Below are 25,853 nucleotides of genomic sequence, written 5' to 3' on the forward strand. Positions count from 1 at the left end.
AGCATCCATGCAGCAGGACAAGCACCCCGACTACCACTCCGTCGTCTTCCGTGACCGCGCCGCCGGGTACGCGTTCCTCACCCGGTCCACCGCGACCAGCGACCAGACCATCGAATGGGACGACGGCGAGACCTACCCGGTCGTGGACGTGGAGATCTCCTCCGAGAGCCACCCCTTCTACACGGGCAAGGCCCGCACGGTGGACTCGGAGGGGCGGGTCGCCGCGTTCGAGCGGCGCTACGGCGGCGGCTGAGGCCTGCGGGGCGGAGCTCCTGGGGCGGCGGAGCTCTTGGGGGCGGCGGAGCTCCGCGGGGGTCAGATGAAGTTGAGCGCCGCCGCGCAGCCCACCCCGCCGAGCAGCATGAACACCGGCATCAGCACCTTGAGCTCGACCCAGCTGCCCGCCCGGAACCGCATGGCCTTGGGCGGCCCGATCGGGTACCAGCGCTTGCGCCCGACCGGGATGGGCCACAGGATCGGGCAGCCGGACACGGTCAGCGCGTCCCCGATGTCGTGCACGATCGCGCCCAGCACCACCGGCAGCCCCAGCCACAGGTACTCCTGCCCCGGCGCCGTGAACAGCCAGTCCGCGCCGTTGCCCGGCTTGTCCAGGACCCCCGCGAGGATCCAGGCGGTGGTCGCGGCCAGCAACCACACCAGGACATCGCTGCTGGAGCCGCGTGCCGCCCGCCACAGCAGGCCCTCGATGGCCAGGACCAGGTGGACGAAGAGGACCGCGAGCACGCCCCAGCGGTCACTGGTGATCGCCACGGCCGAGGTGCCCGCACCGATCAGGACCGCCCACAGCCAGGTGTGCGTCAGCGTGCGGTGCCCGCCGGAGCGGCGCGGGTCTCCCTGCTTCTTGGTGGCCTTGTAGATGGCGTACGAGAGCTTGTCGACGATCTCGCACAGCCAGCGCGACAGCGGTCCGAAGGACCGGGAGATGGTGGCCGCCTTGTGGTCGAGATCCGGGGCGAGTGCGGCTCCGGCGCAGATCAGGGCGCCGACGAGGAGGACCGGCCAGGGCATCGGGTGCCCGGCCGCCGCGGCGGCCGCGCCGACGCCCAGCCAGGCGGCGGCTCCCGACAATGAGTGTGCTGGTCCCATCATGGCGCTGCTGGCCCCATTCCTCGTGTGCCGCCGTCCAGTTGACCGGGCGCGCTGACGTCCCGTCGGCGCCCCAGCGTAGCGTTCGTGATCTTCGGGCCCGCAGCCGATTCCCGCATCGGGCATCGGGCCAGGCAAGATGGGGGCGTGACCCTCATCGATCAGCTGCCGCGGACCCCCGACCCCGATGCCTTGTACGAAGCCTTCGAGTCGTGGGCCGGCGAGCGGGGTCTCACGCTCTACCCCCACCAGGAGGAGGCGCTGATCGAGGTGGTCTCCGGCGCGAACGTGATCGTGTCGACGCCGACCGGCTCCGGAAAGAGCATGATCGCGGCGGGCGCGCACTTCGCCGCATTGGCCCGGGACGAGGTCACCTTCTACACCGCCCCGATCAAGGCGCTGGTGTCGGAGAAGTTCTTCGAGCTGTGCAAGATCTTCGGCACCGAGAACGTCGGCATGCTCACCGGTGACGCGTCCGTCAACGCCGACGCCCCGGTCATCTGCTGCACCGCCGAGGTGCTCGCGTCGATCGCGCTGCGCGACGGCAGGCACGCGGACGTCGGCCAGGTCGTGATGGACGAGTTCCACTTCTACGCCGAGGGCGACCGCGGCTGGGCGTGGCAGATCCCCATCCTGGAACTGCCGCAGGCGCAGTTCGTGCTGATGTCGGCGACGCTCGGCGACGTCTCCTTCTTCGAGAAGGACCTCACCCGCCGCACGGGCCGCCCGACCGCGGTGGTCCGCTCGGCGACCCGCCCGGTGCCGCTGTCCTACGAGTACCGGTACACCCCGCTCACCGAGACGCTCACCGATCTGCTCTCCGCCAGGCAGGCGCCCGTCTACATCGTGCACTTCACGCAGGCGCAGGCCGTGGAGCGGGCGCAGGCGCTGATGAGCATCAACATGTGCTCGAAGGAGGAGAAGGAGCAGATCGCCGATCTGATCGGCAACTTCCGCTTCACCACCAAGTTCGGCCGCAACCTCTCCCGTTACGTCCGGCACGGCATCGGCGTGCACCACGCCGGCATGCTGCCCAAGTACCGCCGCCTGGTGGAGAAGCTCGCGCAGGCCGGTCTGCTGAAGGTCATCTGCGGCACGGACACGCTCGGCGTCGGTGTCAACGTCCCCATCCGCACCGTGCTGTTCACGGCCCTCACCAAGTACGACGGCACCCGTGTACGCACCCTGCGGGCCCGGGAGTTCCACCAGATCGCCGGCCGGGCCGGGCGGGCCGGCTACGACACGGAGGGCTTCGTCGTCGCGCAGGCTCCCGAGCACGTCGTCGAGAACGAGAAGGCCCTCGCCAAGGCGGGCGACGACCCGAAGAAGCGCCGCAAGGTCGTCCGCAAGAAGGCCCCGGAGGGCTTCGTCGCGTGGTCGGAGCAGACCTTCGAGAAGCTCATCGGCTCCGAACCGGAGCCGCTGACCTCCCGGTTCCGGGTCACGCACACCATGCTGCTGTCGGTGATCGCCCGCCCCGGCAACGCCTTCGAGGCGATGCGCCGCATGCTGGAGGACAACCACGAGCCGCGCAAGCAGCAGTTGCGGCACATCCGCCGGGCCATCGCGATCTACCGTTCGCTGCTGGACGGCGGCATCGTCGAGAAGCTCGACCAGCCGGACGCCGAGGGGCGCGTCGTCCGTCTCACGGTCGACCTCCAGCAGGACTTCGCCCTCAACCAGCCGCTGTCCACGTTCGCGCTCGCCGCGTTCGAACTGCTCGACCCCGAGTCGCCGTCGTACGCCCTCGACATGGTGTCCGTGGTGGAGTCGACGCTGGACGACCCGCGGCAGATCCTCGCCGCCCAGCAGAACAAGGCGCGCGGCGAGGCCGTGGCCCAGATGAAGGCGGACGGGGTCGAGTACGAGGAGCGCATGGAGCGACTCCAGGACATCACCTACCCCAAGCCCCTGGAGGAGCTGCTCTTCCACGCGTACAACACGTACCGCAAGAGCCACCCCTGGGTCGGCGACCATCCGCTGTCGCCGAAGTCCGTCATCCGTGACATGTACGAACGGGCCATGTCCTTCACGGAGTTGGTGTCCCACTACGAGCTGGCCCGCACCGAGGGCATCGTGCTGCGCTACCTGGCCAGCGCCTTCAAGGCCCTCGACCACACCGTCCCCGACGACCTCAAGTCCGAGGACCTTCAGGACCTGATCGCCTGGCTGGGCGAGATGGTGCGCCAGGTCGACTCCAGCCTGCTGGACGAGTGGGAGCAGCTGGCCAACCCTGCGGAGATGACCGCCGAGGAGGCCCAGGAGAAGGCCGACGAGGTCAAGCCGGTCACCGCCAACGCGCGCGCCTTCCGTGTCCTGGTCCGCAACGCCATGTTCCGCCGGGTGGAACTGGCCGCCCTCGACCAGGTCGGAGAGCTGGGCGAGATGGACGGGGAGTCCGGCTGGGACGCCGACGCGTGGGGCGAGGCGATGGACAAGTACTGGGACGAGTACGAGGATCTCGGCACCGGACCCGACGCCCGCGGCCCGAAGCTGCTGCTCATCGAGGAGGAGCCGGAGAACGCCCTGTGGCGGGTCCGGCAGATCTTCCACGACCCGAACGGCGACCACGACTGGGGCATCAGCGCGGAGGTCGACCTCACGGCCTCGGACGCGGAGGGCCGCGCGGTCGTCCGCGTGACCGACGTCGGCCAGCTGTGACGGGCCGGGCAGCAGCGAGCACAGGAGAATCCCACCCATGACGACGAACCCGGCCGAGAAGCTCGTCGACCTCCTCGACCTGGAGCAGATCGAGGTCAACATCTTCCGCGGCCGCAGCCCGCAGGAGTCCCTGCAGCGGGTCTTCGGCGGGCAGGTGGCGGGGCAGGCGCTGGTCGCCGCCGGCCGCACCACGGAGGGCGACCGCCCGGTGCACTCGCTGCACGCGTACTTCCTGCGCCCGGGCCGGCCGGGCGTGCCGATCGTCTACCAGGTCGAGCATGTGCGCGACGGGCGGTCGTTCACCACCCGCCGGGTCACGGCCGTGCAGCAGGGCCGCACGATCTTCAACCTCACCGCCTCCTTCCACAAGCCGGAGGAGGGCAGCTTCGAGCACCAGCTGCCGCCGGCCCGCGCGGTCCCGGACCCGGAGTCCCTGCCCACCGTCACCGACGAGATCCGGGAGCACCTGGGCTCGCTGCCCGAGCAGCTGGAGCGGATGGCCCGGCGCCAGCCCTTCGACATCCGCTACGTGGACCGGCTGCGCTGGACCGCCGAGGAGGTCGAGGACGCCGAGCCGCGCAGCGCCGTGTGGATGCGCGCGGTCGGGCCGCTCGGCGACGACCCGCTCGTGCACACCTGCGCCCTCACCTACGCCAGCGACATGACCCTCCTGGACGCCGTCCGCATCCCGGTCGAGCCGCTGTGGGGCCCGCGTGGCTTCGACCTGGCGTCGCTGGACCATGCGATGTGGTTCCACCGTCCGTTCCGCGCGGACGACTGGCTCCTCTACGACCAGGAGTCGCCGATCGCGGTCGGGGGCCGCGGTCTGGCCCGGGGGCGGATCTACGACCGTGAGGGCCGGCTGGTCGTGTCCGTGGTGCAGGAGGGGCTCTTCCGGAAGCTGGGCTGACCCGGCCCTTCGCGGACCGGGACCCCGCGTGCGCCGGTCCGATCGCGCGCCCGACCGGTTCCGGCGACCATGGCAGGAGCAGGCACCGCCGACGTCACACGCCCGCCGATCCGGGAGGTGGCCACGCTGCACACCGTGCTCCCCGTCGTGTTCGCGATCTGCGCCGCCTTCAGCAACGCCGTCGCGACCGTGCTGCAACGCAAGGCCGCGCTCACCGTGCCCGCCTCCCAAGGGTTGCGGGCCGGGCTGATCGCCGACCTGCTGCGCCGGCCGGTGTGGCTGGCCGGGATCCTGGCGGTGATCGGCGCCGCCGTCTGCCAGGCGCTGGCGCTGGCCACCGGCCCGCTGACGATCGTGCAGCCGCTGTTCGTGCTGGAACTGCCGCTCACCCTCATCGTCGCGTCGCTGCTGATGCACCGGCATCTGCCGGGCACGGGCTGGCTGGCCGTGACGGTGGTGGTGGCCGGTCTGGCGGTCGCGCTCGCCGCCGCCTCCCCCGCCGGCAACCGCACCCATGTGGCGCTGGACCGCTGGATTCCCGCGCTCGCTGTGTGCGCGGGGGCGGTCGTCGCCCTCGCCGTAACGGCCCTCCGGCGGCCACAGGGCCGGGCCCGGGCGGCCTGCCTGGGCGCCGCGACGGCGATCAGCTACGCGGTGACCGCGGCGCTGATGAAGGCCGCCATGCACATCCTCGACGAGCAGGGCCTCGTGGGCTTCCTCACCGCCTGGCAGACCTACGCCTTCGCCGCCACGGGCGTGTGCGCGCTGTTCCTGCTGGAGAACGCCATGCAGGCCGGTCCGCTGGTCGCCTCGCAGCCCGCCCTCACCCTCGGCGACGCCCTGGTGAGCCTCACGTTGGGCATCACCCTGTACGAGGAGACCATCCGCTCCGGGTGGTGGCTGCTGCCGCAGTTGTTCGGCGTCGCGCTGATCGCCGCGGGGGTGTTCGCGCTGGCGCGGATTCCGTTCACGCAGTCGCTGGTGGCTCCGGACGAGGAGCGCGAGACCGCGGCGGCACCCTGAGCGCAGAAGGTCCATGAGGGGACGCCTCAGCGAGCGGGTGGCGATCGTCACCGGCGGGGCCGGAGGCATCGGAAGCACGGTGGCTCGTGCTCTCTCGGGCGAGGGTGCCTCTGTCGTGGACGGCGGCATCCTGGCCGGGGCGGACAGCGGCATCCTGGCCGAGGCGGACGGCGGCATCCTGGCCGGGTCAGACGGCGGCATCCTGGCCGAGGCGTCGGCCGTCCTGACGCCGGATGTCTGAGCCGCCGGGCAGCTTCTCCGGGCCGCCGTCGCTGCGACGAGGGCCACGGCTGCTGCCCTTGTCCGGCCGCCCACGCTGTTTCGCTCTGCACTGCTCGGCGCTGCTTTGCCCAGGTCATCCGTCAGGCTGGCACTGCGGGCACCACACCGTGCCCCGCCCGCCCATCCGCGACCTGCGCAGCCCGGTGCCGCACCTCGGGCACCGCGGGTCCCGGTCGTCCCGGTGGCCGGTGAGCCAGGAGCCACGCGGCGGCACGCAGCCGGCGCTGACGGACGAGCGCACGGTGCGGCGCATGGCGTCGTACAGCCGGCGGCGGTCCTCCCGGCTCAGGTCGCGCGCCCCGCGATCGGGACGCAGCCGGGCCCGCCACAGGATCTCGTCGGCGAGCAGATTGCCGAGGCCGGCGAGAACGGACTGGTTAGTCAGGGCTGTCTTGAGATGCCCGCGGCGCGACGACAGCACCTCCTCGAACTGCGCACGGTCCACCTCCAGTGCGTCGGGCCCCTGCCGCCGCAGCAGCGCCTCGACGTCGGACTCGTCGTGCGCCAACCAGAGTCCCCGCAGTTTGCGCTGGTCACGGAAGCGCAGCTGGCGGCCGCCGCCCAAAGTGAACAGGACGCGGTCATGCGCTTCGACCGGGTCCTCGGCACGCCCGCAGACCAGACGCCCGGTCATGCCGAAGTGCAGGGCGAGAGTGGGGCCGCCGGTGCGGGCGAGCAGCCACTTGCCGTGCCGCTCCGGCGTCCCGAACCGACGCCCCTCCAGCGCGTCCCGCAGCCGCCGGGTGTCGACGCCGTGCAGGACGCCTTCGTCCCACACGTCGACGCGCCGGATGACGCGTCCCTTCGCGCAGGACTCGAGAACCTGCCGGAAGCCCTCGACGTCGGGGAGTTCGGGCACGACCGGTGGGTCAGGTTTCCTGGAGGACGGACAGCACGTTCCCCGCGGGGTCGGTGAACCAGGCGATCAGCGGACCGCCGCCGCGGAAGATGCCCTTGTCGTCCGTCTTGAGGTGGTCGTAGCGCTCGAAGCGCACCCCTCTCCTCGCCAGCTCGTCGACCGCGGCCTCGATGTCGTCGACCGGGAAGTTGAGGACGGTGAACGTCGCCGGGGTGTGGTCGGGCTTGAGGTAGACCAGGGTGTCCCGGTCACCCGCGATGTGCAGGAACAGCAGCCCGTTCTTCTCCGACACCCGGAGCCCCAGCGTGTCGGCGTAGAACGCCCTCGCCGCGTCGATGTCGTCCACCGAGAAACCGCTGAACGCCTTCGTCGTACCGAACATGATCGCCTCCCGAAACCAGTCTCCTCAGGGTCGGACCCGGGCGCATCCGGAAACTCATCGGTCGGCGGACCGGTCAGCGGGGCCGCGGTACCGCGAGGTCATCCGGCCGGCCGTCGGCGCCTGCGGCGGAGCCGGCTCAGCAGGCCGTGGGGAGGGGTGGGGTCGGTGGGCTCGGGCCGGCGCTCTGCCGCCGGAGCCGGGCGTGGCGCGAGCGGATCTGGTCCGGTCGGTGGCGCCGGGAGTGGCACGAGCGGATTCGGTGCAGCCGGTGGTGCCGGCAGCGGCATGAGCGAAGAGGGGCCTGCCGGGGGCTCCGGGAGTGACACGAGTGAAGAGCGGCCTGCCGGGGGCTCCGGGAGTGACACGACCGAAGAGGGGCCTGCCGGTGGTGCCGGGGAAAGTGTGGCCGCCACGGGGTGGTGCCGTCGGGCCGTTTCCATCGTGTGCGCCAGGTCCGCGCGGAACCAGGCCACTTCGTCCGGCTCGCTCGCCGTCATCAGCGTCTCGGCCAGCTCGGCGGTGGGGGAACCGGGGGTGCCGTGGGCCGGGAGCCGGGGGTGGCAGCGGGCCAGGTGGATGCGCTCGCCGGGGTCCCGCACGACGTCCGCCACATCGGCCGGGTCCAAGAGGCAGGCGACCGCTCCCGCTCGCGCCCAGGGATCGTCCCCCGCCTGGCGTGTCAGGAATCCGAGGTGCCGCCCCCGCCAGTTGCGGGGCCGCCGGTCCATTCCGGCCTTCAATTTCTCCCGGATCTCGGTGGGCGTGCGGCGGGCGGTCAGCAGCTGGGCATGGCTCCCCTCGGCCGCGAACTGCCGTAGCTCCTCGGCCAGATACAGCCAGACGACCGTCCGGTAGCGGTTCAGGTAGAACGTGACCGGGATCAGCAGGCCGTAGCGCGCGAGGCTCGTGAACCTGGTGGGCGTCACGCCCATGAGCTCGGCGCCCGCTGTGGTGCCGACGGTCGCGACGCGTCCGCGCAGGGCGTCCGGGAAGCCGTCCCCGGAGCGCAGGCGGTCGATCTCGGCCGAGGCCACGCGCGGGCCCCCGCCTCCTTCGTCGGGCACGGTCCGGATGAGCCCCAGGTTCACCGCAAGGTCGAACTCGCCTCGCTTGAGGCCCAGTTCTCGGGCGGCCCGGCTCGGGGCGCAGGTAGGGCGGTCGGACGTCGTGCCGGTGCGTGACATGGTCGGTCTCCCCCGTGGAGTCGGCGGCTCACGCCCTGTGCGGTCGCCGTGCAAAAACCGTAGCCGCTGCGGCGGATCTCGTGGCGAGCCTGTGGATAACTCCACGGAGGATGACGAACGTGCAGGTCAGAGGTCTGTGATCGGTTTTGGATCAGGCTGGCGCGCATCCACGTCGAGGTGCTCCCCGACCCGGTTGACCAGCAATGTCATTTCGTAGGCGATCTGGCCTATGTCGGCCTCCGCGCCGCTGAGGACGCACAGACAGCTGCCCGTTCCGGCCGCGGTGACGAAGAGCACCGCGTCGTCGAACTCGATCATCGTCTGGCGTACGCTGCCCGCGCCGAAATGCCGTCCGGAGCCCTTGGCCAGGCTGTGCAGCCCGGACGACACGGCCGCGAGGTGCTCCGCGTCCTCGCGGCGCAATCCGGTGCTCGCGCCGGTCACCAGGCCGTCGTTGGACAGCACCAGCGCGTGCCGCACCTCGTGGACACGCTCGGTCAGGTCGTCCAGCAGCCAGTCGAGTCCCTGGTTCTGCACCATCTTCCGTTCTCCCCGTTTTCTCCCCGTGCGATTCCCCTCCTGGCCGGAGGATCTCCATCTCAGCCTTCCCCACGACCGCGGCCGGGGCAAGGAGGATGGGAGCCATGGCAGAGAAGATGACCGACGCGCAATGGCGGGAGTTCGTCTCCCACGGCACCCGCACCGCAAAGCTCTCCACGGTCCGGGCCGACGGCAGCCCGCACGTGGCTCCGATCTGGTTCCTGCTGGACGGGGACGAGGTGGTGTTCAACACCGGCAAGGAGACCGTGAAGGGGAGCAACATCGTCCGGGACGGCCGGATCGCCCTGTGCGTGGACGACGACCGGCCGCCGTACTCCTTCGTGGTGCTGCAGGGGCGCGCACGTGTCTCGGAAGACCTGGACGAGGTGCGGCACTGGGCCACCCGGATCGGCGCCCGGTACATGGGCGAAGAGCGCGCGGAAGAGTTCGGCGCGCGCAACGGCGTCCCCGGCGAACTCCTCGTCCGTGTCACGGTCAACAGGGTGCTGGCGGAGCGGGACATCGCGAACTGATAGCGGGGAAGGCCCTGTCGGGCTCCGGCCAAACCCCCGTCCCCGGTCAGCCGACCGAGTCGAGCAGCCGGGCGGTGTGCATCCGCCCGGCGTACTCGACGAGCCGGATCAGCACCTCCTTTCCCGAATCGCGGTCGCGGGCGTCGCACAGCACCACGGGCGTGCCGCTGTCGAGGTCGAGGGCGCGCGAGACGTCCGGGGCGCCATGCCGCCGGGCGCCCGCGAAGCAGTTGACGGCCACGACGAACGGGATGCGCCGGTGCTCGAAGTAGTCGACCGCGGGGAAGCAGTCCTCCAGGCGGCGGGTGTCCGCGAGGACCACCGCGCCGAGCGCTCCCTGCGACAACTCGTCCCACAGGAACCAGAACCGGTCCTGACCCGGCGTGCCGAACAGGTACAGGGAGAGGCCGGAGCGGATGGTGATGCGTCCGAAGTCCATGGCGACGGTCGTGGTGGTCTTGTGGTCCACGCCGTCGGTGTCGTCGACCGACTGGCCCGCTTCGCTGAGGAGTTCCTCGGTGCGCAGTGGCCGGATCTCGCTGACGGCGCCCACCAGCGTGGTCTTGCCCACGCCGAATCCGCCCGCGACAAGGATCTTCAGCGCCAGTGCGGCGGTGTCGCCGCCCGGGGCTTCGGAGTGCTCGGAGACCATTGATCACTTCTCTCGGGAGTGCCGGGTGTCGGGCAGGCGTGGGTGGTGTGGTGGTGGGTCTGGTGGGTGGTATGGGTGTCGTGGGCGGTGTGGGGCTGGGTGCCGGCAGGCGGGTGTGCAGCCGCTGTGGTGCGTTGCGGCTACAGCGCTCTCAGGCCCTCGATCACCTCGCGCAGGATGCGTTCGTCGGGCAGTTGCGCCGGTGGTACGGGGCGGCTGACGGTGACGCAGCCGAGTTCCAGGAGGTCGCCGAGGAGGACCCTGACCACGCCCACGGGCAGGTCCGCACCTGCGGCGAGTTCGGCGACCGACTGGGTCTCCGGGCGGCACAGGTCGAGGAGGTTGCGGTGTTCCGGGCCGAGCGGGGCGTCGTCCACGCCCGGTGCGCCCGGGTCCAGCGTGACCAGGGCGATCAGGTCGAACCGTACGCCGGTGGGGCCGGGCCGGGTGCGTCCGCCCGTCATGGCGTAGGGGCGGACGAGCGGGCCCGCCTCGTTGTCGTACCACTGGCTGCCCTGCTCGTGCTGGGCGTCCGTCATGTCCTCGGTCATCTGCGCGGACCGTTCTCCCGGTTCATCGGGCTGCGGGTGGCTGCGCGGCCACCCGGGGTGCCGTGCCGAGGTGTTCGCCCACGCGTTTGACCAGGCGGGCCATCTCGTAGGCCACGAGGCCGATGTCGGCGGTGACGGCGGTGAGGAGGGCGAGGCAGGAGCCGTCGCCCGCGGCGGCCACGAACAGGAAGGCCTCGTCCATCTCCACCATGGTCTGGCGCACCCCTCCGGCGCCGAAGTGCCGGCCCGCGCCCTTGGCGAGGCTGTTGAAGCCCGAGGCGACCGCGGCGAGGTGCTCGGCGTCCTCACGGCGCAGTCCGGTCGACGCGCCCACGGCGAGGCCGTCGTTGGACAGCACCACGGCGTGCCGGATGTCGCTCACGCGGAGCACCAGATCGTCCAGCAGCCAGTCGAGTTCTCCGGAGCGCCGGGCGGACTGGGTGCTCGGGTCCTGAATCATGCGGGGTCTCCTTCGCTGCTGTCGCTGCCGGTCGCGGGGCCGGGAGTGGTGCCGCGGCCGGGGCGCCGGCCGCCGCCGCGCGCCCAGCCGTCGCGGTAGGCGGCCATGCGGTTCCGGACGAGTTCGGGGGTGCGCTCGTCGTCCCGGGGGGCGGGCGCCGACGGCTGCTCCTCGGGGCGCCTTTCACGCAGTTGGGGAGCGAGGCTTGCCTGCCGCACGCGGCGCGGAAGGTCGTCGGAGTCTTCGGGCTGCTGCGGTGGGCGGTGCAGTCGCAAGGTGGCGACTCCTGGGGGTGGGGTCTGGCTCGGGGTCTCCAAGTGGCGCGGACTGTCCACGTGACGCGAGGTCTCCGCATGGCGCGAGGCCTCCGTCTGACGCGAGGCCTCCGAGTGACGCGAGCTCTCGGGCTCCGCGGTGGCCGGCACGGGCGCCACGAGGGCGCGTCGGTCGGCCTGGGCCGGGACCGCGTCCTGGAGGAAGATGTCGTCGGGCACGCGCGCGTAGGCGCGTTCCTCCGGCTGCCGCGCGGGTTCCGCCACCTCCGGGGATCGTTCGGCCGCCCCGGTGTGGAGCAGGGCGGTGGGCAGCAGGACGACCGCGGTGGTGCCGCCGTACGGGGAGGTCCGCAGGTGGACCTTGACGTCGTGCCGGGCGGCGAGCCTGCTGACCACGAAGAGGCCGAGCCTGTCGCTGTCGAACAGGTCGAGCGCCTCGGACTGGGCGATGCGGCGGTTGGCCTCGGCGAGGGTCTCCTTTCCCATGCCGAGGCCGCGGTCCTCGACCTCGACGGCGTAGCCGTTGCCGACGGGTTCGCCGGTGACGCGCACCCGCGTGTGGGGCGGGGAGAACTGGGCGGCGTTCTCGATGATCTCGGCCAGCAGGTGCGTGAGGTCGGCTACGGCCGCGCCGACGACGGCCGCCTCGGGGAGTTGCCGTACCTCCACGCGCGCGTAGTCCTCCACTTCGGAGACGGCCGCGCGGACCACGTTCGTCAGGGAGACCGGCATGCGCCAGGCACGGCCGGGGGCGGCCCCGGAGAGGATGATCAGGCTCTCGGCGTGGCGCCGCATGCGGGTGGTGAGGTGGTCGAGACGGAAGAGGTCGCTCAGCTCGTTCGGGTCGTCGGAGCGGCGTTCCATGCTGTCGAGGAGGGCCAGCTGCCGGTGGACGAGGATCTGGCTGCGGCGGGCGAGGTTGACGAAGACGCCGGAGATGCCGCTGGCGAGTTCGGCGCGTTCCACGGCGGCCCGCAGCGCGGCGCGGTGCACGGTGGTGAGGGCCTCGGCGACCTGCCCGGTCTCGTCCTCGGCGGGCGCTTCCGGTGGGGCCTCGGCACGGATGTCGATCTCTTCGCCCGCCCGTAGTCTCCGCATGGCGTCGGGGAGTTTGCGGCGGGCGATCTCCAGGGCGCTGTTGCGCAGGCTGACCAGTTCCACCACGAGGCCGCGTCCGATGCGGACGGAGATGACGAGCGAGGCGGCCACAGCGGCGAGGCCGAGCAGGACGGCGGCGCCGGCCGGGGTGAGCAGTCCCCGGGTGAACGGGTCGGCCCGCTCGGCGACTCCGCGTGCCGCGTCGTCCTCGATGGTGCGCATGCCGTTCTGCACGCGCTCGTAGGGCGTGTTCCAGGTGCTCTCGGGTGCCGCCTCGACCGCCTTCGCGCCCGGCCCGCGGGCCAGCACCCCGTCCTCGACCTCGCCGAGGCCCGTGTAGGCGCCGCCGGCGGCGAGGGCGTCCCATGCGAAGCGTTCGGTGCCGCTCAGGTCCGCGACGGCCGACTCGGTGAGCGTGCGGCGCAGATCGACGGCGCCGGTGAAGTGCCGGAGCCGCTCCCCGGTCAGGGTGCCGTCCAGGCGGGCGCTCGCCAGCACCGCGTCCTCCTGGGCCAGCGCCTCGCCCGCGCGGGCGAATTCGAGCAGGACGCGCGCGTCGGAGCCGAGGTCGGCGTCCCGGATGCCGGTGAGTGCCCCTCCGACCTCGAACGCGGCCGAGATGGTCCCGGTGTAGCGGTCGTACGTCTCGGCCCAGCCCGCGTGCCCGTCCTGCACGGCCGTGCGTACCGGCCGCAGTTGCTCGGCATCGGAGACGAACGCCTTCAGCCGCTGGGCGACTCCGGCGGGCAGCTCCCCGCTGTCGGCGACGGTGGTGCCGTTGCCGAGTCGTAGCTTCGCGACGGCCCGGTCGGTGCGCCGGGCGAGTTCGTCCAGTTCGCCGGCGCGGACGGCGGACGGGTCGGTGGCGTGGCGTACGGCGGCCGCCCGTTCGGCCTGGAGGGCGGCCACAGCCGCGGAGACGGGGGCGCGGACCGTGGCGTCGACGCGCTGGACCTGGCGGAGCCGGGAGACGTCCTGGGCGGTGGTGACCGTGGCATAGGCCCACAGGGCCAGGAGGGAGACGACCGGCACCATCAGCAGGCAGATGATCTTGGCGCGCACGGTGCGGGGGCGTATGTGCCAGCGCTCCGCGGGCGAGGGCGCCACCTCCGGCGCGGCGTCCGAAGGCGTGTCGGGGCCTTCGTCGGCCGGTGGTCCGGCGTGCGCGCGGCGGCCTCGCACGGGGGAGGGCGGCGCGTCGGCGCCGGCTGTGGGGGTCCTACGGGGTGTTCGCATGGACTCCTCGCTCGGGAGTGGTTCGGGGCGTACGGGCCGGGGCCCTGGCCGGAGCGGCCCTCGTGGCTCATCGGCCCTCCGAGACGCGGCCGACGTCTGCCCGCTAGGGGACGACGCTCTGGACCGGCCGCTGGGCCGAGGCGGACGCCGCACGCTCCCCCGCCGTCGGCGAGAGGGCGACGAAGGCCGAGGTCAGGAAGAGATAGGAGCCGAGGCCGACGGCGAGGGGGAAGATGAACTGCATCGCCGTCGCCCCCGGCAGGGCCGCCCCGGAGGGCGTCACGCGCACGCCCACCGCGAACATGCCGGTGTAGTGCATGCTGCTGACGGCCGCGCCCATGATCAGGGAGGCGATGGTGACCGCCACGGGCGACTTGATGTTGAGGGCCGCCCACAGGGCCGCCGTCGCGGCGACGACGGCGATCAGGACGGAGAGTCCGACGAGCAGCGGATCGTAGGTCACGTCGCCGTGCAGCCGGACGGCCGCCATGCCCAGGTAGTGCATGCTCGCGACGCCGAGGCCGGTGGTGAGTCCGCCGACGAGCAGGGCCCGGCCGCGGTCCTTGCCGTAGCCGACGGCGAAGACGCCGGCGCAGACGACGACCATGGCGACGAGGAGACTCAGGAGGGTGAGCGGCACGTCGTAGCGGATGTCGGTGCCGGTGACGCCGAAACCGAGCATGGCCACGAAGTGCATGGTCCAGATGCCGGTGCCGATCGCCGAGGCCGCGGTGACGAGCCAGTTGCGGCGCGAGCGCCCGGTGGTGGCGAGCGCGCGGACGGTGCAGCGCAGACCGAGCGCGGCGCCTATGCAGGCCATCACGTACGACAGTGCGGGGGTCAGCCACCCCAGGGCTGCGTGGTCCAGGTGTCCCATGGCCCCGGGACGCTAGACCCGGCAGGGGCGCGCGAAGGGGGCGCAGTTCGAAAGGTGTTGGAATATGACCCAAGGATGTACCGGAGCGATCGGGTCACGCTCGAACATGTGCGCCGAGACGTCATCCGTGCCTGCGCAGCGTCATCCGTGGCGGTGAGGCGTCATCCGTACCGGTGAGGAATCATGCGGTACATGAGCGACGAGCAGACGCGTGTTCAGGAGTTCTTCACAGCCCGCGCCGCCGACTGGGACAGCCGGTTCCCGGACGACGGTCCTGCCTATGCGGCCGCGGTCGCCGAACTCGGGCTGCGGACGGGCGACCGGGTGCTCGACGCGGGGTGCGGCACCGGACGCGCCCTGCCGCCGCTGCGAGCCGCCGTGGGGGCCTCGGGGGTGGTCCTCGGGGCCGATCTGACCCCGGCCATGCTGCGGGAGGCCGTGCGGGCCGGACGGGACCGTGACGGGCTGTTGCTCCTCGCGGACGTCGCCGCGCTGCCCCTGCGCTCGCGGTCGCTGGACGCCGTGTTCGGGGCGGGCCTCATCTCGCACCTCGGGAACCCGGCCGAGAACCTGCGGGAGCTCGCGCGTGTGGTGCGCCCCGGCGGGGTGCTGGCGCTGTTCCACCCGATCGGCAGGGCGGCTCTCGCGGCTCGCCATGGTCGCCCGCTCACCCCGGAGGACCTGCGCGCCGAGCCCAACCTCCGCCCGCTGCTGGCCGGTTCCGGGTGGCGCCTGACGTCGTACGTCGACGAGGACTCCCGTTTCCTCGCGCTCGCCGTGCGCGAGGACTGAGCCGCCGCCTCACCCGGCCTCGGCGCCCGGCGCCCCGTGCCGCACGGGGCAGCCCCGCAGGCCCGGCACCGGGCGGGTGCCCAGGTCGGCGATCCGGTAGCCGTACGGGTAGCCCTTGATCTCCCGGTTCTGGCGGGCGAAGTGCGGGGCGCGCCGGGGCGGCAGAAGACGGACGGCACGGCCCCGGAGCCGGACTGCGCGACGCACCCACGCGCGCGTGGCGGCACTCGGCGGGGTGTAGCGGAAGGCGCGCAGCAGCGAGTCGTCGAGCAGCGCGAGGGTCGCGGTGCGCAGCAGGGGCGCGAGCGGGCCGGGGTACCAGGAGGCCATCAGGTCCAGTGTGGCGTCCGAGACGCGCCGGGCGTCCTCGTCCCAGGCGAAGTGGGCGGCCTCGTAGGAGTCGAGGCAGGTCTCGAACTCCTCGTAGGTCTTGGGGATGTCCTTGATGCCCATGTGCCGGCCCAGGGTGCGGTAGTGGACGACACTGGCGACGGTCTCGTGGCGTGACATCCTGCGCCAGCCGTAGGCGTCGATCCACCGTTTCGGCATCACGACGAACGTGCAGAGCACGTAGCGCATGTCGTCGTCGCTGATGTCGTAGCTGCGGTGCATCTGGTTGATACGGCGGATCGCGGTCCGGCCCGGGTCGCTGCCGAAGCCGTGCTCGACGATGGCGTCCAGGAGCAGCGAGGTGTCGTCGTAGCGCTTCTGCGCCCGGTCCGTGAGCTCCGCGGTGCGCGCGAGCAGCCGGCCGATGCCGGGGACGGCGTACGTGCGGTACAGGGCCAGCTCCAAGGCGCGAGTGAAGTCCCATGGGAACTCGTACGCCACGCTGAGCCGGTAGATCTCTGTAGCCTCCTCGTACGGGTCCATTCGCCGGATCCGTTCGAGCCGCTCATAGCGCTGCACGTGTCGTACCCCTTCTGCCGCAGGTTCTCCAACTTTACGTTGGTGAGCGGGAGATGGATGATCAGGCACGGCAGGAGCACACGGGGAAGGTGGTCAGCATGTGGGGCAGGTTCCGCAAAGCCGGGGGAAGGGTCGCCGATGTCTTGCGCACGGAACCGAAGGCCGAAGGGGACAAGCGTCCGCACAACCTCTTCGAGGCCGCGGCGACGTACGTGACGGCCGGCGCGGCGGACGACCAGGAGCGGGCCGACGAGGCGGCCGGCTGGGTGTCGCCGGAGGCGCTGTCGTTCGGCGTGAACGAGCTGGCCTGCCGGGCCGTGATCGCGCTGGCCCGGGAGCGCGGCGAGTCGCCGGAGACCGTGGCGCGCGAGCTGCTGGGGCTGCCGGCGGCATGATGCGCGCGGGCCGGACGGCCGATTCGCCCCGTCCGCCGGAAAACTGCAGCTCGGCGTGCGCATGCGAGGCCGTGACAAGGGGCTTGTGGGCGCACTAGGGTGCGCGCCGGTGGACGAACCGATGGGGAGGCTGGGATGGCCGGGACGGACGAGGAAGCCGTCGCCGCCGCGGACGATGCGCTCTATGTGCTCACGGCGGTGCTGCTGACGCCGGCGAAGTTCCCGAGTGTGCTGGGCGACGACTACCCCGAGGCATGCGCGGCGCTCGGCCTCGCGCCGCTCGCCGACGGGTACGGGCTGGTGCTCGGGCAGGACGGCGAGGGCGCCCGGTGGACGGTGGCCATCGACGATGTCTCCCTGGTGGCCGTCGCGATCGCGTCCTGGGACTGCGGCATGGAGTACGAGCTGTCGCCCGACGAGAGCACGGTCGTCGCGGCCCTGCCCGGCTGGCCCCTCGCGGTCGCCGTCGCGGCCCCAGGGGTGCCCGCGCCGCACGATCCGGGTCCGGAGGCGGACGACCGGCCACCGCTGGCTCCGCCGGACACCAGCGTCTGGGGGCCGGCCCAGCGGCGCCTGGGCGCGGACGAGATCGCGCTGCAGTGGGCGGCGTGGCGGGAGCAGGTCGACGACACGGAGTTCCCGACGCCCGCGCCCTCCGGAGCGCCCGGTGACGAGGGCGGGCCGGACGGCGAGCGGGACGGGAGCGGGGAGAACGGGCAGAAGGGGGGCCGCAGCGGCATCCGGCGCGTCCTCGCGGAGGCCCGCACGTACCTCGACTCGCCACCGCCGCTGGGCCGGGTCCGGTCGTCCTTCGCGTCGGGTGACGCCCGGACCCTGCGGGCCGACGGTCCGGGCTGGTCGCTCGTCGCCAGGACCGACGACATCGCCTTCGTGCTGCTCGACGAGGAACCCGGCGAGGTCCTGCCGGTGGGCAGGGGACCGGAGCTGCCGGGTCTCCTCGACGCGCTGGACAAGATCGCCGTACGGCCGAACTGAGCCGGTCGGGCGGGGCTGAGCCGATTCAGCCGGGCCTGGCCGCACGGCTGGACCGATCCATTACGGCTGGACCCCTCCATCACGGCTGAGCGACCCGGTACGGCCGCCTCGGGTCGCTCGGCCACCTCGAGCCGGTTCGGCCCGGCCGACGCCGTACGCGGAGGCCGCGTCGCTTCGGCGCCTCAGCGGCCGAGCTCCTTGCGTGTGGTGCGGCGCAGCCTGCGCCGCTGGGATGGATCCAGCGTCAGGTACGCGGCGGTCGGGACCCCCAGGATGATCAGGAGCGATGCCCACCAGGGCAGCCAGATCAGCAGGATGAGCCCGACCGCCACACCGCCCGCGGCGATCTTGGCGTTCTTCGACATGTCTGTCGCCTCCTTCGCGGCCACTGCCGCTCTCTGTCTCGAAAACGGACCCGCCTCCACGGTGGTTCCGGACCGCGACCCTGAGACATCCCTGAGGTGCGACCCCGACGCACCCCCGAGACCTCCATGGTGACCCAGCTCACAGCCCGGCCGCACCCATGCACACCGGAAGTGCTGTACTCTCGGCGACTCCGCTCCCACTAGTCAAATTTGAGGAATCAGCCATAGCCGAGCATCCGCCTGTCCCGGCATCCTCCTCCGACCTCTCCGAACTGGCCATGTGCCGCTCGGTGTTCCTGCCCGATGACCCCGCGCGCACGGGCTATGTCGCCTTCTGGCGGCCCGACGGCGTCGCCCCTGCGGTGGCGGCCGCTGCGTCCGTCGCCGACCTGACCGTCGTACTGCCCCGTGACGGCGGGATCGAGGCGGTCCGAGTCCCCGCCGCCCTGCTCCCGGTGCGCTCGGCCCTGCCGGTCCTCACCCGTGCGCGTGCCGACGGGCACGGGCACCGGTCCACCGTCTTCTGGGGCGCGGCCGCCCTGCACGCCCTGCACCTCGTGGCGCGCGGACTGCTGCTGCCCGGACTGTCCCCGGGCGACCACGACGCCTGGCGTACGGGCCCGCTGCGCGCCCAGGACATCGAGGCCGTTCGCCGCCTCGCCGCAGCGATGCCGCCCGAGGCGCACGCCACGCCTCTGGAAGCCGCCGGGCCGCTGCTGCTGCCCGACCCGGAGCAGCTCCTGCGCGCCTTCCTCGACGCGGTCGCCGACACCCTGCCCCGCTCCCCCGCGGCGCCCCTGGTGACGGGCGGCCCCGCCTACGCCGGGCCGGAACCGGTGCAACTGCCCGAGCAGCGCGCCTGGGCCGCCGATGTCGCCGCGGGCCACGACGCGGGCGTGCGGCTGTCGCTGCGGATCGAGGCGGACGGTCTGACGGACGCGGCGGACGAGGGCGCAGACGTGAGGTTCCGGGCCGTGCTGCAGGTGCACAGCGTCAGCGATCCGGCACTCGTCGCGGACGCCGCGGACGTCTGGGCCGGCGCCTCGGGCGAGGCCTTCGGTCCGCGTGCGCGGATGGACGCACTGCTGGCGCTGCGCCGGGCGGGCCGGGCCTGGGCCCCGCTGACGCCCCTGCTGTCGGCTGCCGTGCCGGACGCGGCCGAACTCGCCGACGAGGAGGTCACCGACCTTCTCGGCGCGGGTGCCCGCGCGCTGGGGACGGCCGGGGTCGACGTGCACTGGCCGAAGGGGCTGTCCCGTGAGCTCAGCACGCACGCGGAGGTGGGGCCAACCGACGGCGAGCCGGAGTCCGGCAGGGAATTCGCCGCCCTGCCGTCGTTCCTGTCCGCCGACGCGCTCCTCGCCTTCACCTGGTCGTTCGCCGTGGGTGACAGGCGGCTGGACCGTGCTGAGCTGGACCGTCTCGCCGAAGCGAAGCGCCCGCTGGTGCGGCTGCGCGACCAATGGCTCCTGATCGACCCTCGGGAGGCGCACCTGGCCCGCTCCGGGCAGGACCGCAAGGTGACACCGGTGGACGCCCTCGGGGCGGCCCTGACGGGCTGGGCGGAGGTGGAGGGCCGCCGGGTCGAGGTGCGGCCGACCGGGTGGCTGGCGACGCTGCGGGAGCGGCTCGCGGACCCCGAGGCGCAGCAGCCCGTGGAGCAGCCTGCCGCCCTCGCCGCTACCCTGCGGGACTACCAGCGGCGGGGCCTGAACTGGCTCGCCGGTATGACGTCCCTCGGCCTGGGCTGCTGCCTCGCCGACGACATGGGGCTGGGCAAGACGATCACGCTGATCGCCCTCCACCTGCACCGGCAGTCCGACGCCGGGTCCGCCGGACCGACCCTGGTGGTCTGCCCCACGTCCCTGATGGGCAACTGGCAGCGGGAGATCGAACGGTTCGCGCCCGGTACACCGGTACGCCGCTTCCACGGTGCGCGGCGCGGCCTGGACGGTCTGGCCGACGGGGAGTTCGTGCTCACCACGTACGGCACGATGCGCCTGGACGCGCCCCGGCTGGCCGACGTGCCGTGGGGCATGCTCGTGGCGGACGAGGCCCAGCACGTGAAGAACCCGTACTCGTCCACCGCCCGGGAGTTGCGTTCCATCGGTGCACGCGCGCGTGTGGCGCTCACCGGCACCCCGGTGGAGAACAACCTGTCGGAGCTGTGGGCGATCCTCGACTGGACGACTCCGGGGCTGCTGGGCCGGCTCGGCACCTTCCGCCGGCGGTACGCGGAGGCCGTCGAGGGCGGTCAGGACCCGGCCGCGGCCGACCGGCTGGCCCGGCTCGTACGGCCCTTCCTGCTGCGGCGGCGCAAGTCGGACCCCGGCATCGCGCCCGAGTTGCCGCCGAAGACGGAGACCGATCACGCCGTGTCGCTCACCCGGGAGCAGGCGGCGCTGTACGAAGCCGTCGTGCGTGAGGCTCTCGCGGAGATCTCCGGCGCCGGCAGCATGGCCCGGCGGGGTCTGATCGTGAAGTTGCTGACCGGCCTCAAGCAGATCTGCAACCACCCGGCGCAGTACCTCAAGGAGGAGCGGCCGGTGATCTCCGGGCGGTCCGGGAAGCTGGAGCTGCTGGACGAGTTGCTCGACACGATCCTCGCCGACGATGCGGGCGTGCTGGTGTTCACCCAGTACGTGCAGATGGCCCGCCTCATCGAACGGCACCTGGCAGCCCGCGGCACGCCCACGCAGTTCCTGCACGGAGGGACGCCCGTCGCCGAGCGCGAGGCCATGGTGCGCCGCTTCCAGGACGGCGAGGTGCCGGTGTTCCTGCTGTCGTTGAAGGCGGCGGGCACCGGGCTGAATCTGACCCGGGCCGAGCACGTCGTGCACTACGACCGCTGGTGGAACCCGGCCGTCGAGGCGCAGGCCACGGACCGCGCGTACCGCATCGGCCAGCTGCGGCCCGTGCAGGTGCACCGGATCATCGCGGAGGGAACGATCGAGGACCGCATCGCCGAACTGCTGCTGCGCAAGCGGAAGCTCGCGGACGCGGTCCTGGGGGCCGGCGAGGCGGCACTCACGGAACTGACGGACGCGGAACTGGCGGATCTGGTCGCACTGCGAGGGGGCCTGGGATGACTCGGCACGATGACGGCGACATGGAACGCACCTTCTCGGCACTGCCGCCCGCGCACGGGAAGGGCTTCGCGCAGACCTGGTGGGGCCAGGCCTGGCTGACGGCCCTGGAGGGCACGGCGCTGGACACGGCGCAGCTCAAGGCGGGCCGCCGGCTGGCCCGCGCGGGTGCGGTCGGGGCGGTGTCGGTGCGCCCCGGGCGGCTCACGGCCGTCGTCCTGGACCGCGACCGCACGGCGCACCGGGCCGACGTCCTGCTGGAGGAGCTCTCTCCCGAGCAGTGGGATCGCTTTCTGGACATGACAGTGGAGCGGGCCGGTCATGTGGCGGCGCTGCTGGACCGGGAGATGCCGCCGCATCTGGTCGAGGACGCGGCGGACGCGGGTGTGCAACTGTTGCCGGGCCTGGGTGACCTGGAACCGGAGTGCGACTGCGAGGCATGGGACCACTGCGGGCACACGGCGGCGCTCTGCTACCAGGTGGCCCGGCTGCTCGATCAGGATCCGTTCGTGCTGCTGCTGATGCGGGGTCGCGCCGAGGGTTCGGTGCTGGACGATCTCCAGAGCCGTAGTGGTACGTCCGCGGCGGAGGCCTCGGCTCCGGAGGGTGTGGACGCCGCAGAGGCCTACGCGGCCGGTGACATCCTGCCCCCGCTGCCGCCCCTGCCCGAGCTCCCCGTCGAGCCGGGCGTACCGCCGTCCCTCGACACCGAGACGCCACCGGCCTCCGGCATCGACCCGGCCGCGCTGGAGTTCCTGGCCGCGCGGACCGCGGTACAGGCCCACGGCCTGCTCCGGGGAGCGCTCCAGGCGGGGCCCGACGTGGAGTTGACGTCGGCTCAGGACGCGGTACGGCTGGCCGCGGGTGCTCCCGGCCCGGAGACGACCGACCGGCTCGCCGCCGGGTCGGGACGCGGCAGGGAGGGGCTGGCGACGGCCGTGTGCGCCTGGCGTCACGGCGGTACGGAGGCACTGTCCGTCCTGGACGAGGAGTGGCAGCCGCAGGACGAGACGCTCGCACGCGCGCGTGCCGCCCTGGACTCGGCCTGGGACACCGGCGAACGGCCGGAGTTGCGTGCCCGGGCCAACCGCTGGACGGTGGCCGGCGCACCGGTCCAGCTGCGCCTCGGACGGGACGGCCGCTGGTGGCCCTACCGCAAGGAGCGCGGCCGCTGGCAGCCCGCCGGAGGCGCCGCCCAGGATCCGGCGACGGCGCTGGCCTCGGTGACGGCTCAGGCGTCGGCGGAACTGGCCTCCGAGGAAGGGAACTCCCTGTGAGGCCGGAACTGGCCTCCGAGGAAGGGAAATCCCTCTGAGGATGGAGCGGCCCGTACCGGGTGAGGAGACGGACAGGGCGGTGTTCGTCGCCCCAGCCGGCCTTCGACCCGAGGCGCAGGTGTCAGGGCACCAGCTCGCCGGGAGCGAGGGAGGGCAGAAGTGATTCGAGGTCGCTGGGCAGGTCGCTCGGCAGCTTGGTCGGGAAGCCCGACGGCAGCCGGGTCGGCAGCTCGCTCGGCAGCCGGGTGGGGATGCCGAAGGACGGGGTGGGAGTGGCGCTCGTGCTCTCGCCGGACGGCTCCTTGTCCGACGAGTCGCCCCTGTCCGAGGCCATCAGCACCACGAGCGACACGGCGGCGACGGCCACGAACACGACGAGCAGGAGGAACAGCGGGTTCCGGCGCCGGGGAGGGCCGGGCGGATGCGGCGGTACGGGCGGCATGGCCATACCGACCACAGTCGCCGCGCGCCCCTCGGGCCGGGAGGGGCGCACGGAAGCTGATACGGACTCATGGCGTGGACCGCATGATTCCGCAGCATGCCGGGCCCGCCGGCCGGCCGGAGTGACCGGCCGACGGACCGCACGCACCGCCGACGAGGCCGAGGCCCTCTTCCTCGCCTGTGCCCCGGCCCCGCCGCCCAGCGCGCGTGGACTCAGCCACGTGCCCCCAGCAGATGGTCCATCGCCAGCTGGTCCAAGTGCTCGAAGGCCATGCCGCGCGCGGCAGCCGCATCCACGTCGAACGCCTCGAACGCCGTCCGGTCGGCGAGCAGCGCCTGGAGGCCGTCCGCGGCGGTGGGCTGGGCCAGCTCGTCCAACCGGGCCGCGCGCAGGGCCTCCTGGACCTCCGGGTCGGCGCGGAAGGCGGCGGCGCGCTCCTTGAGGATGAGGTAGTTGCGCATGCAGCCGGCCGCCGAGGCCCACACGCCGTCGAGGTCCTCGGTCCGCGGCGGCTTGAAGTCGAAGTGCCGCGGACCGGTGTATCCGGCCGACTCCAGCAGGTCGACCAGCCAGAACGCGGCACGCAGGTCGCCGGCGCCGAAGCGCAGGTCCTGGTCGTACTTGATGCCGGACTGGCCGTTGAGGTCGATGTGGAACAGCTTGCCCGCCCACAGCGCCTGCGCGATGCCGTGCGGGAAGTTCAGCCCGGCCATCTGCTCGTGCCCGACCTCGGGGTTGACGCCGTACAGCTCCGGCCGCTCCAGGCGCTCGATGAACGCCAGGGCGTGGCCCACGGTCGGCAGCAGGATGTCGCCGCGCGGCTCGTTCGGCTTGGGCTCGATCGCGAAGCGCAGGTCGTAGCCCTGGGAGGTGACGTACTCGCCGAGCAGGTCGAAGGCCTCCTTCATCCGGTCCAAGGCCGCGCGGACGTCCTTGGCCGCGCCCGACTCGGCACCCTCACGGCCACCCCAGGCCACGTACACCTGGGCGCCGAGCTCGGCGGCGAGGTCGATGTTGCGGATGGTCTTGCGCAGGGCGTAGCGGCGCACGTCGCGGTCGTTGGCGGTGAACGCGCCGTCCTTGAAGACGGGGTGGGTGAAGAGGTTGGTCGTGGCCATCGGGACCTTCATGCCCGTGGCGTCCAGCGCCTGACGGAAGCGCTTGATGTGCGCCTCGCGCTCGGTGTCGCCCGAGCCGAACGGGATCAGGTCGTCGTCGTGGAAGGTCACGCCGTGGGCGCCCAGCTCGGCCAGGCGCTGCACCGTCTCGGCGGGGTCCAGGGCACGCCGCGTGGCGTCGCCGAAGGGATCCCGTCCCTGCCAGCCGACGGTCCACAGGCCGAAGGTGAACCTGTCCTCGGGGGTGGGCTGGTAGCTCATGCCGCGGCTCCTTGCTCGCTGAGGCTATTTCGTCATGCCGATTTACAAATTAGTATGCAGGCACCTCTCTGGGAAGAGACAAGGTGCCTCCGAACGGAGACACGTGCCGCGCGCAGTAGGGAGAAGCCCGATGTCAGCAGCCGAGGGTCCGCTCGTCGTCGGTGTGGACTCGTCCACCCAGTCCACCAAGGCGCTGGTCGTCGACGCGTCCACCGGCCGGGTCGTCGCGAGCGGCCAGGCGCCGCACACGGTCTCCTCGGGGGCCGGACGGGAGACCGACCCGCGCGAGTGGTGGGACGCGCTGTGCGAAGCCCTGCGCCAGTGCGGTGAGGCGGCGCACGAGGCCGCCGCTGTGTCGGTCGGCGGGCAGCAGCACGGCCTCGTCACCCTGGACGGCCGGGGCGAGCCGGTGCGGCCGGCCCTGCTGTGGAACGACGTGCGCTCGGCGCCGCAGGCCCGGCGGCTGACGGAGGAACTGGGCGGAGCGAAGTTCTGGGCCGAGCGCACCGGAAGCGTGCCCGCCGCCTCGTTCACGGTCACCAAGTGGGCCTGGCTGGCCGAGCACGAGCCGGAGGCGGTGCGCGCCACGAAGGCCGTGCGCCTCCCCCACGACTACCTCACCGAGCGGCTCACCGGGCAGGGCACGACCGACCGCGGCGACGTCTCCGGGACCGGCTGGTGGGCGTCCGGCACGGAGGCGTACGACGAGGAGATCCTGGCGCACGTGGGACTCGACCCGGCCCTGCTGCCCCGCGTGGTCCGGCCCGGCGAGGTGGCGGGCACGGTGCGCGACGGCCACGACCTGCCGTTCTCCCGGGGCACCCTGGTCGCGCCCGGCACGGGTGACAACGCCGCCGCCGCGCTGGGCCTCGGGGTGCGGCCGGGTGTGCCGGTGATGAGCCTCGGAACCTCGGGCACGGTGTACGCCGTGTCCCGGCACCGGCCCGCCGACCCGAGCGGCACGGTGGCGGGTTTCGCCGACGCCCGCGGCGACTGGCTGCCGCTGGCCTGCACCCTGAACTGCACGCTCGCCGTCGACCGGGTCGCGGCGCTGCTGGGCCTGGACCGCGAGTCCGTGGAGCCCGGCACGGCGGTGACCTTGCTGCCCTACCTGGACGGCGAACGCACCCCCAACCTGCCGAACGCCTCGGGCCTGCTGCACGGCCTGCGCCACGACACGACCGGCGGCCAACTCCTCCAGGCCGCCTACGACGGCGCCGTGCACTCCCTGCTCGGCGCCCTCGACCTGGTCCTCGACGAGGACGCGGACCGTTCGGAACCCCTGCTGCTGATCGGCGGCGGAGCCCGGGGCACCGCCTGGCAGCAGACCGTGCGGAGGCTCTCAGGACGTCCCGTGCAGGTGCCCGAGGCCAAGGAACTGGTCGCGCTCGGCGCCGCGGCGCAGGCTGCCGGGCTGCTGACCGGCGAGGATCCGGCGGCTGTCGCGCGGCGCTGGGACACGGCGGCCGGGCCGGTGCTCGACGCCGTCGAGCGGGACGAGGAGACGCTGGCCAGGATCGCCGGGGTACTCTCCGACGCGGCTCCGCTGCTGGAGCGGCCCACGAACACCCACTGAGGACTG

Annotated in this window: 26 protein-coding genes; 12 read left to right on the plus strand and 14 right to left on the minus strand. The window is 72.7% G+C overall.

From position 1 onward, the window contains the following. Nucleotides 1–7: 7 nt before the first annotated feature. Nucleotides 8–253 carry a type B 50S ribosomal protein L31 gene (locus QOL88_RS05025; RefSeq protein WP_097215271.1) on the plus strand — a complete coding sequence of 82 codons (246 nt, stop codon included), beginning with the start codon at nt 8–10 and terminating at the stop codon, nt 251–253. 62 nt (nt 254–315) lie between these two features. Here the strand turns inward: QOL88_RS05025 and QOL88_RS05030 are convergent, their stop codons facing one another. Continuing rightward, nucleotides 316–1,110, minus strand: coding sequence for a metal-dependent hydrolase (locus QOL88_RS05030; RefSeq protein ID WP_097215272.1), 795 nt, complete (start codon nt 1,108–1,110; stop codon nt 316–318). Nucleotides 1,111–1,254: 144 nt separating this feature from the next. Here QOL88_RS05030 and QOL88_RS05035 point away from each other — a divergent pair, with 144 nt between their 5' ends. The 4 genes from QOL88_RS05035 to QOL88_RS05050 all read left to right on the plus strand — a co-directional run bounded on the left by QOL88_RS05035 (nt 1,255) and on the right by QOL88_RS05050 (nt 5,942). Next, complete coding sequence (locus QOL88_RS05035; RefSeq protein ID WP_179878774.1) at nt 1,255–3,768, plus strand: DEAD/DEAH box helicase; 2,514 nt, start codon at nt 1,255–1,257, stop codon at nt 3,766–3,768. Between the two features lie 37 nt (nt 3,769–3,805). Beyond that, nucleotides 3,806–4,678, plus strand: a complete 873-nt coding sequence (locus tag QOL88_RS05040) for an acyl-CoA thioesterase (RefSeq protein WP_097215273.1) — start codon at nt 3,806–3,808, stop codon at nt 4,676–4,678. Between the two features lie 69 nt (nt 4,679–4,747). Further along, a complete protein-coding gene (locus tag QOL88_RS05045) occupies nt 4,748–5,701 on the plus strand; it encodes a DMT family transporter (protein ID WP_257027518.1) in 954 nt (317 codons plus the stop codon). Between the two features lie 13 nt (nt 5,702–5,714). Then, nucleotides 5,715–5,942: a hypothetical protein gene (locus tag QOL88_RS05050; protein ID WP_179878775.1), complete on the plus strand. Its 228-nt coding sequence runs from the start codon at nt 5,715–5,717 to the stop codon at nt 5,940–5,942. A 114-nt stretch (nt 5,943–6,056) separates the two neighbouring features. Here the strand turns inward: QOL88_RS05050 and QOL88_RS05055 are convergent, their stop codons facing one another. The 4 genes from QOL88_RS05055 to QOL88_RS05070 all read right to left on the minus strand — a co-directional run bounded on the left by QOL88_RS05055 (nt 6,057) and on the right by QOL88_RS05070 (nt 8,948). Continuing rightward, the gene (locus QOL88_RS05055) at nt 6,057–6,842 is read right to left on the minus strand and encodes an Fpg/Nei family DNA glycosylase (protein ID WP_097215274.1); all 786 of its coding nucleotides are present in this window, start codon (nt 6,840–6,842) and stop codon (nt 6,057–6,059) included. Nucleotides 6,843–6,852: 10 nt separating this feature from the next. Then, on the minus strand, nt 6,853–7,224 hold the full coding sequence (locus QOL88_RS05060) for a VOC family protein (protein ID WP_097215275.1): 372 nt from the start codon (nt 7,222–7,224) through the stop codon (nt 6,853–6,855). 98 nt (nt 7,225–7,322) lie between these two features. Continuing rightward, on the minus strand, nt 7,323–8,408 hold the full coding sequence (locus QOL88_RS05065) for a DUF6397 family protein (protein WP_257027520.1): 1,086 nt from the start codon (nt 8,406–8,408) through the stop codon (nt 7,323–7,325). A gap of 126 nt (nt 8,409–8,534) precedes the next feature. Continuing rightward, nucleotides 8,535–8,948, minus strand: coding sequence for a roadblock/LC7 domain-containing protein (locus QOL88_RS05070; protein ID WP_097215276.1), 414 nt, complete (start codon nt 8,946–8,948; stop codon nt 8,535–8,537). A gap of 104 nt (nt 8,949–9,052) precedes the next feature. Between QOL88_RS05070 and QOL88_RS05075 the strand changes: the two genes are divergently transcribed. After that, nucleotides 9,053–9,481, plus strand: coding sequence for a PPOX class F420-dependent oxidoreductase (locus QOL88_RS05075; protein ID WP_097215277.1), 429 nt, complete (start codon nt 9,053–9,055; stop codon nt 9,479–9,481). 46 nt (nt 9,482–9,527) lie between these two features. Here the strand turns inward: QOL88_RS05075 and QOL88_RS05080 are convergent, their stop codons facing one another. The 5 genes from QOL88_RS05080 to QOL88_RS05100 all read right to left on the minus strand — a co-directional run bounded on the left by QOL88_RS05080 (nt 9,528) and on the right by QOL88_RS05100 (nt 14,630). Then, the gene (locus QOL88_RS05080; RefSeq protein WP_097215278.1) at nt 9,528–10,133 is read right to left on the minus strand and encodes a GTP-binding protein; all 606 of its coding nucleotides are present in this window, start codon (nt 10,131–10,133) and stop codon (nt 9,528–9,530) included. A 140-nt stretch (nt 10,134–10,273) separates the two neighbouring features. Further along, nucleotides 10,274–10,684, minus strand: coding sequence for a DUF742 domain-containing protein (locus QOL88_RS05085; RefSeq protein ID WP_097215279.1), 411 nt, complete (start codon nt 10,682–10,684; stop codon nt 10,274–10,276). A 22-nt stretch (nt 10,685–10,706) separates the two neighbouring features. Next, entirely contained in the window at nt 10,707–11,144 is a 438-nt protein-coding gene (locus QOL88_RS05090) for a roadblock/LC7 domain-containing protein (RefSeq protein ID WP_097215280.1), read from the minus strand. Then, nucleotides 11,141–13,753, minus strand: coding sequence for a sensor histidine kinase (locus QOL88_RS05095; protein WP_097215281.1), 2,613 nt, complete (start codon nt 13,751–13,753; stop codon nt 11,141–11,143). The genes QOL88_RS05090 and QOL88_RS05095 overlap by 4 nt, the downstream gene beginning before the upstream one ends. A gap of 103 nt (nt 13,754–13,856) precedes the next feature. Further along, complete coding sequence (locus QOL88_RS05100; protein ID WP_097215282.1) at nt 13,857–14,630, minus strand: MHYT domain-containing protein; 774 nt, start codon at nt 14,628–14,630, stop codon at nt 13,857–13,859. A gap of 192 nt (nt 14,631–14,822) precedes the next feature. On the opposite strand from QOL88_RS05100, the gene QOL88_RS05105 reads away from it, so the two are divergent. Beyond that, complete coding sequence (locus tag QOL88_RS05105; RefSeq protein ID WP_097222871.1) at nt 14,823–15,422, plus strand: class I SAM-dependent methyltransferase; 600 nt, start codon at nt 14,823–14,825, stop codon at nt 15,420–15,422. Between the two features lie 9 nt (nt 15,423–15,431). On the opposite strand, the gene QOL88_RS05110 is transcribed toward QOL88_RS05105, so the two are convergent. Beyond that, the gene (locus QOL88_RS05110; RefSeq protein ID WP_179878776.1) at nt 15,432–16,331 is read right to left on the minus strand and encodes an oxygenase MpaB family protein; all 900 of its coding nucleotides are present in this window, start codon (nt 16,329–16,331) and stop codon (nt 15,432–15,434) included. Nucleotides 16,332–16,429: 98 nt separating this feature from the next. Between QOL88_RS05110 and QOL88_RS05115 the strand changes: the two genes are divergently transcribed. Both QOL88_RS05115 and QOL88_RS05120 read left to right on the plus strand, forming a co-directional pair. After that, the gene (locus QOL88_RS05115) at nt 16,430–16,726 is read left to right on the plus strand and encodes a hypothetical protein (RefSeq protein ID WP_097222872.1); all 297 of its coding nucleotides are present in this window, start codon (nt 16,430–16,432) and stop codon (nt 16,724–16,726) included. Nucleotides 16,727–16,861: 135 nt separating this feature from the next. Next, the gene (locus tag QOL88_RS05120; protein WP_097215284.1) at nt 16,862–17,722 is read left to right on the plus strand and encodes a hypothetical protein; all 861 of its coding nucleotides are present in this window, start codon (nt 16,862–16,864) and stop codon (nt 17,720–17,722) included. Nucleotides 17,723–17,904: 182 nt separating this feature from the next. On the opposite strand, the gene QOL88_RS05125 is transcribed toward QOL88_RS05120, so the two are convergent. Continuing rightward, nucleotides 17,905–18,087 carry a tail-anchor membrane protein gene (locus tag QOL88_RS05125; protein WP_097215285.1) on the minus strand — a complete coding sequence of 61 codons (183 nt, stop codon included), beginning with the start codon at nt 18,085–18,087 and terminating at the stop codon, nt 17,905–17,907. 278 nt (nt 18,088–18,365) lie between these two features. Between QOL88_RS05125 and QOL88_RS05130 the strand changes: the two genes are divergently transcribed. Continuing rightward, nucleotides 18,366–21,176: an SCO1167/SCO6262 family helicase gene (locus tag QOL88_RS05130; protein WP_257027521.1), complete on the plus strand. Its 2,811-nt coding sequence runs from the start codon at nt 18,366–18,368 to the stop codon at nt 21,174–21,176. Next, a complete protein-coding gene (locus QOL88_RS05135; RefSeq protein ID WP_097215287.1) occupies nt 21,173–22,450 on the plus strand; it encodes an SWIM zinc finger family protein in 1,278 nt (425 codons plus the stop codon). The genes QOL88_RS05130 and QOL88_RS05135 overlap by 4 nt, the downstream gene beginning before the upstream one ends. A 121-nt stretch (nt 22,451–22,571) precedes the next feature. Here QOL88_RS05135 and QOL88_RS05140 read toward each other — a convergent pair whose 3' ends face one another. Then, nucleotides 22,572–22,898 carry a hypothetical protein gene (locus QOL88_RS05140; RefSeq protein ID WP_097215288.1) on the minus strand — a complete coding sequence of 109 codons (327 nt, stop codon included), beginning with the start codon at nt 22,896–22,898 and terminating at the stop codon, nt 22,572–22,574. Between the two features lie 206 nt (nt 22,899–23,104). After that, a complete protein-coding gene (xylA, locus tag QOL88_RS05145; RefSeq protein WP_097215289.1) occupies nt 23,105–24,271 on the minus strand; it encodes a xylose isomerase in 1,167 nt (388 codons plus the stop codon). Nucleotides 24,272–24,401: 130 nt separating this feature from the next. On the opposite strand from xylA, the gene xylB reads away from it, so the two are divergent. Next, nucleotides 24,402–25,847 carry a xylulokinase gene (xylB, locus tag QOL88_RS05150; protein WP_097215290.1) on the plus strand — a complete coding sequence of 482 codons (1,446 nt, stop codon included), beginning with the start codon at nt 24,402–24,404 and terminating at the stop codon, nt 25,845–25,847. Nucleotides 25,848–25,853 lie beyond the last annotated feature (6 nt).

Origin of the sequence: Streptomyces sp. Ag82_O1-12 (genome assembly GCF_900182715.1) — a bacterium.
GTDB lineage: Bacteria > Actinomycetota > Actinomycetes > Streptomycetales > Streptomycetaceae > Streptomyces > Streptomyces massasporeus.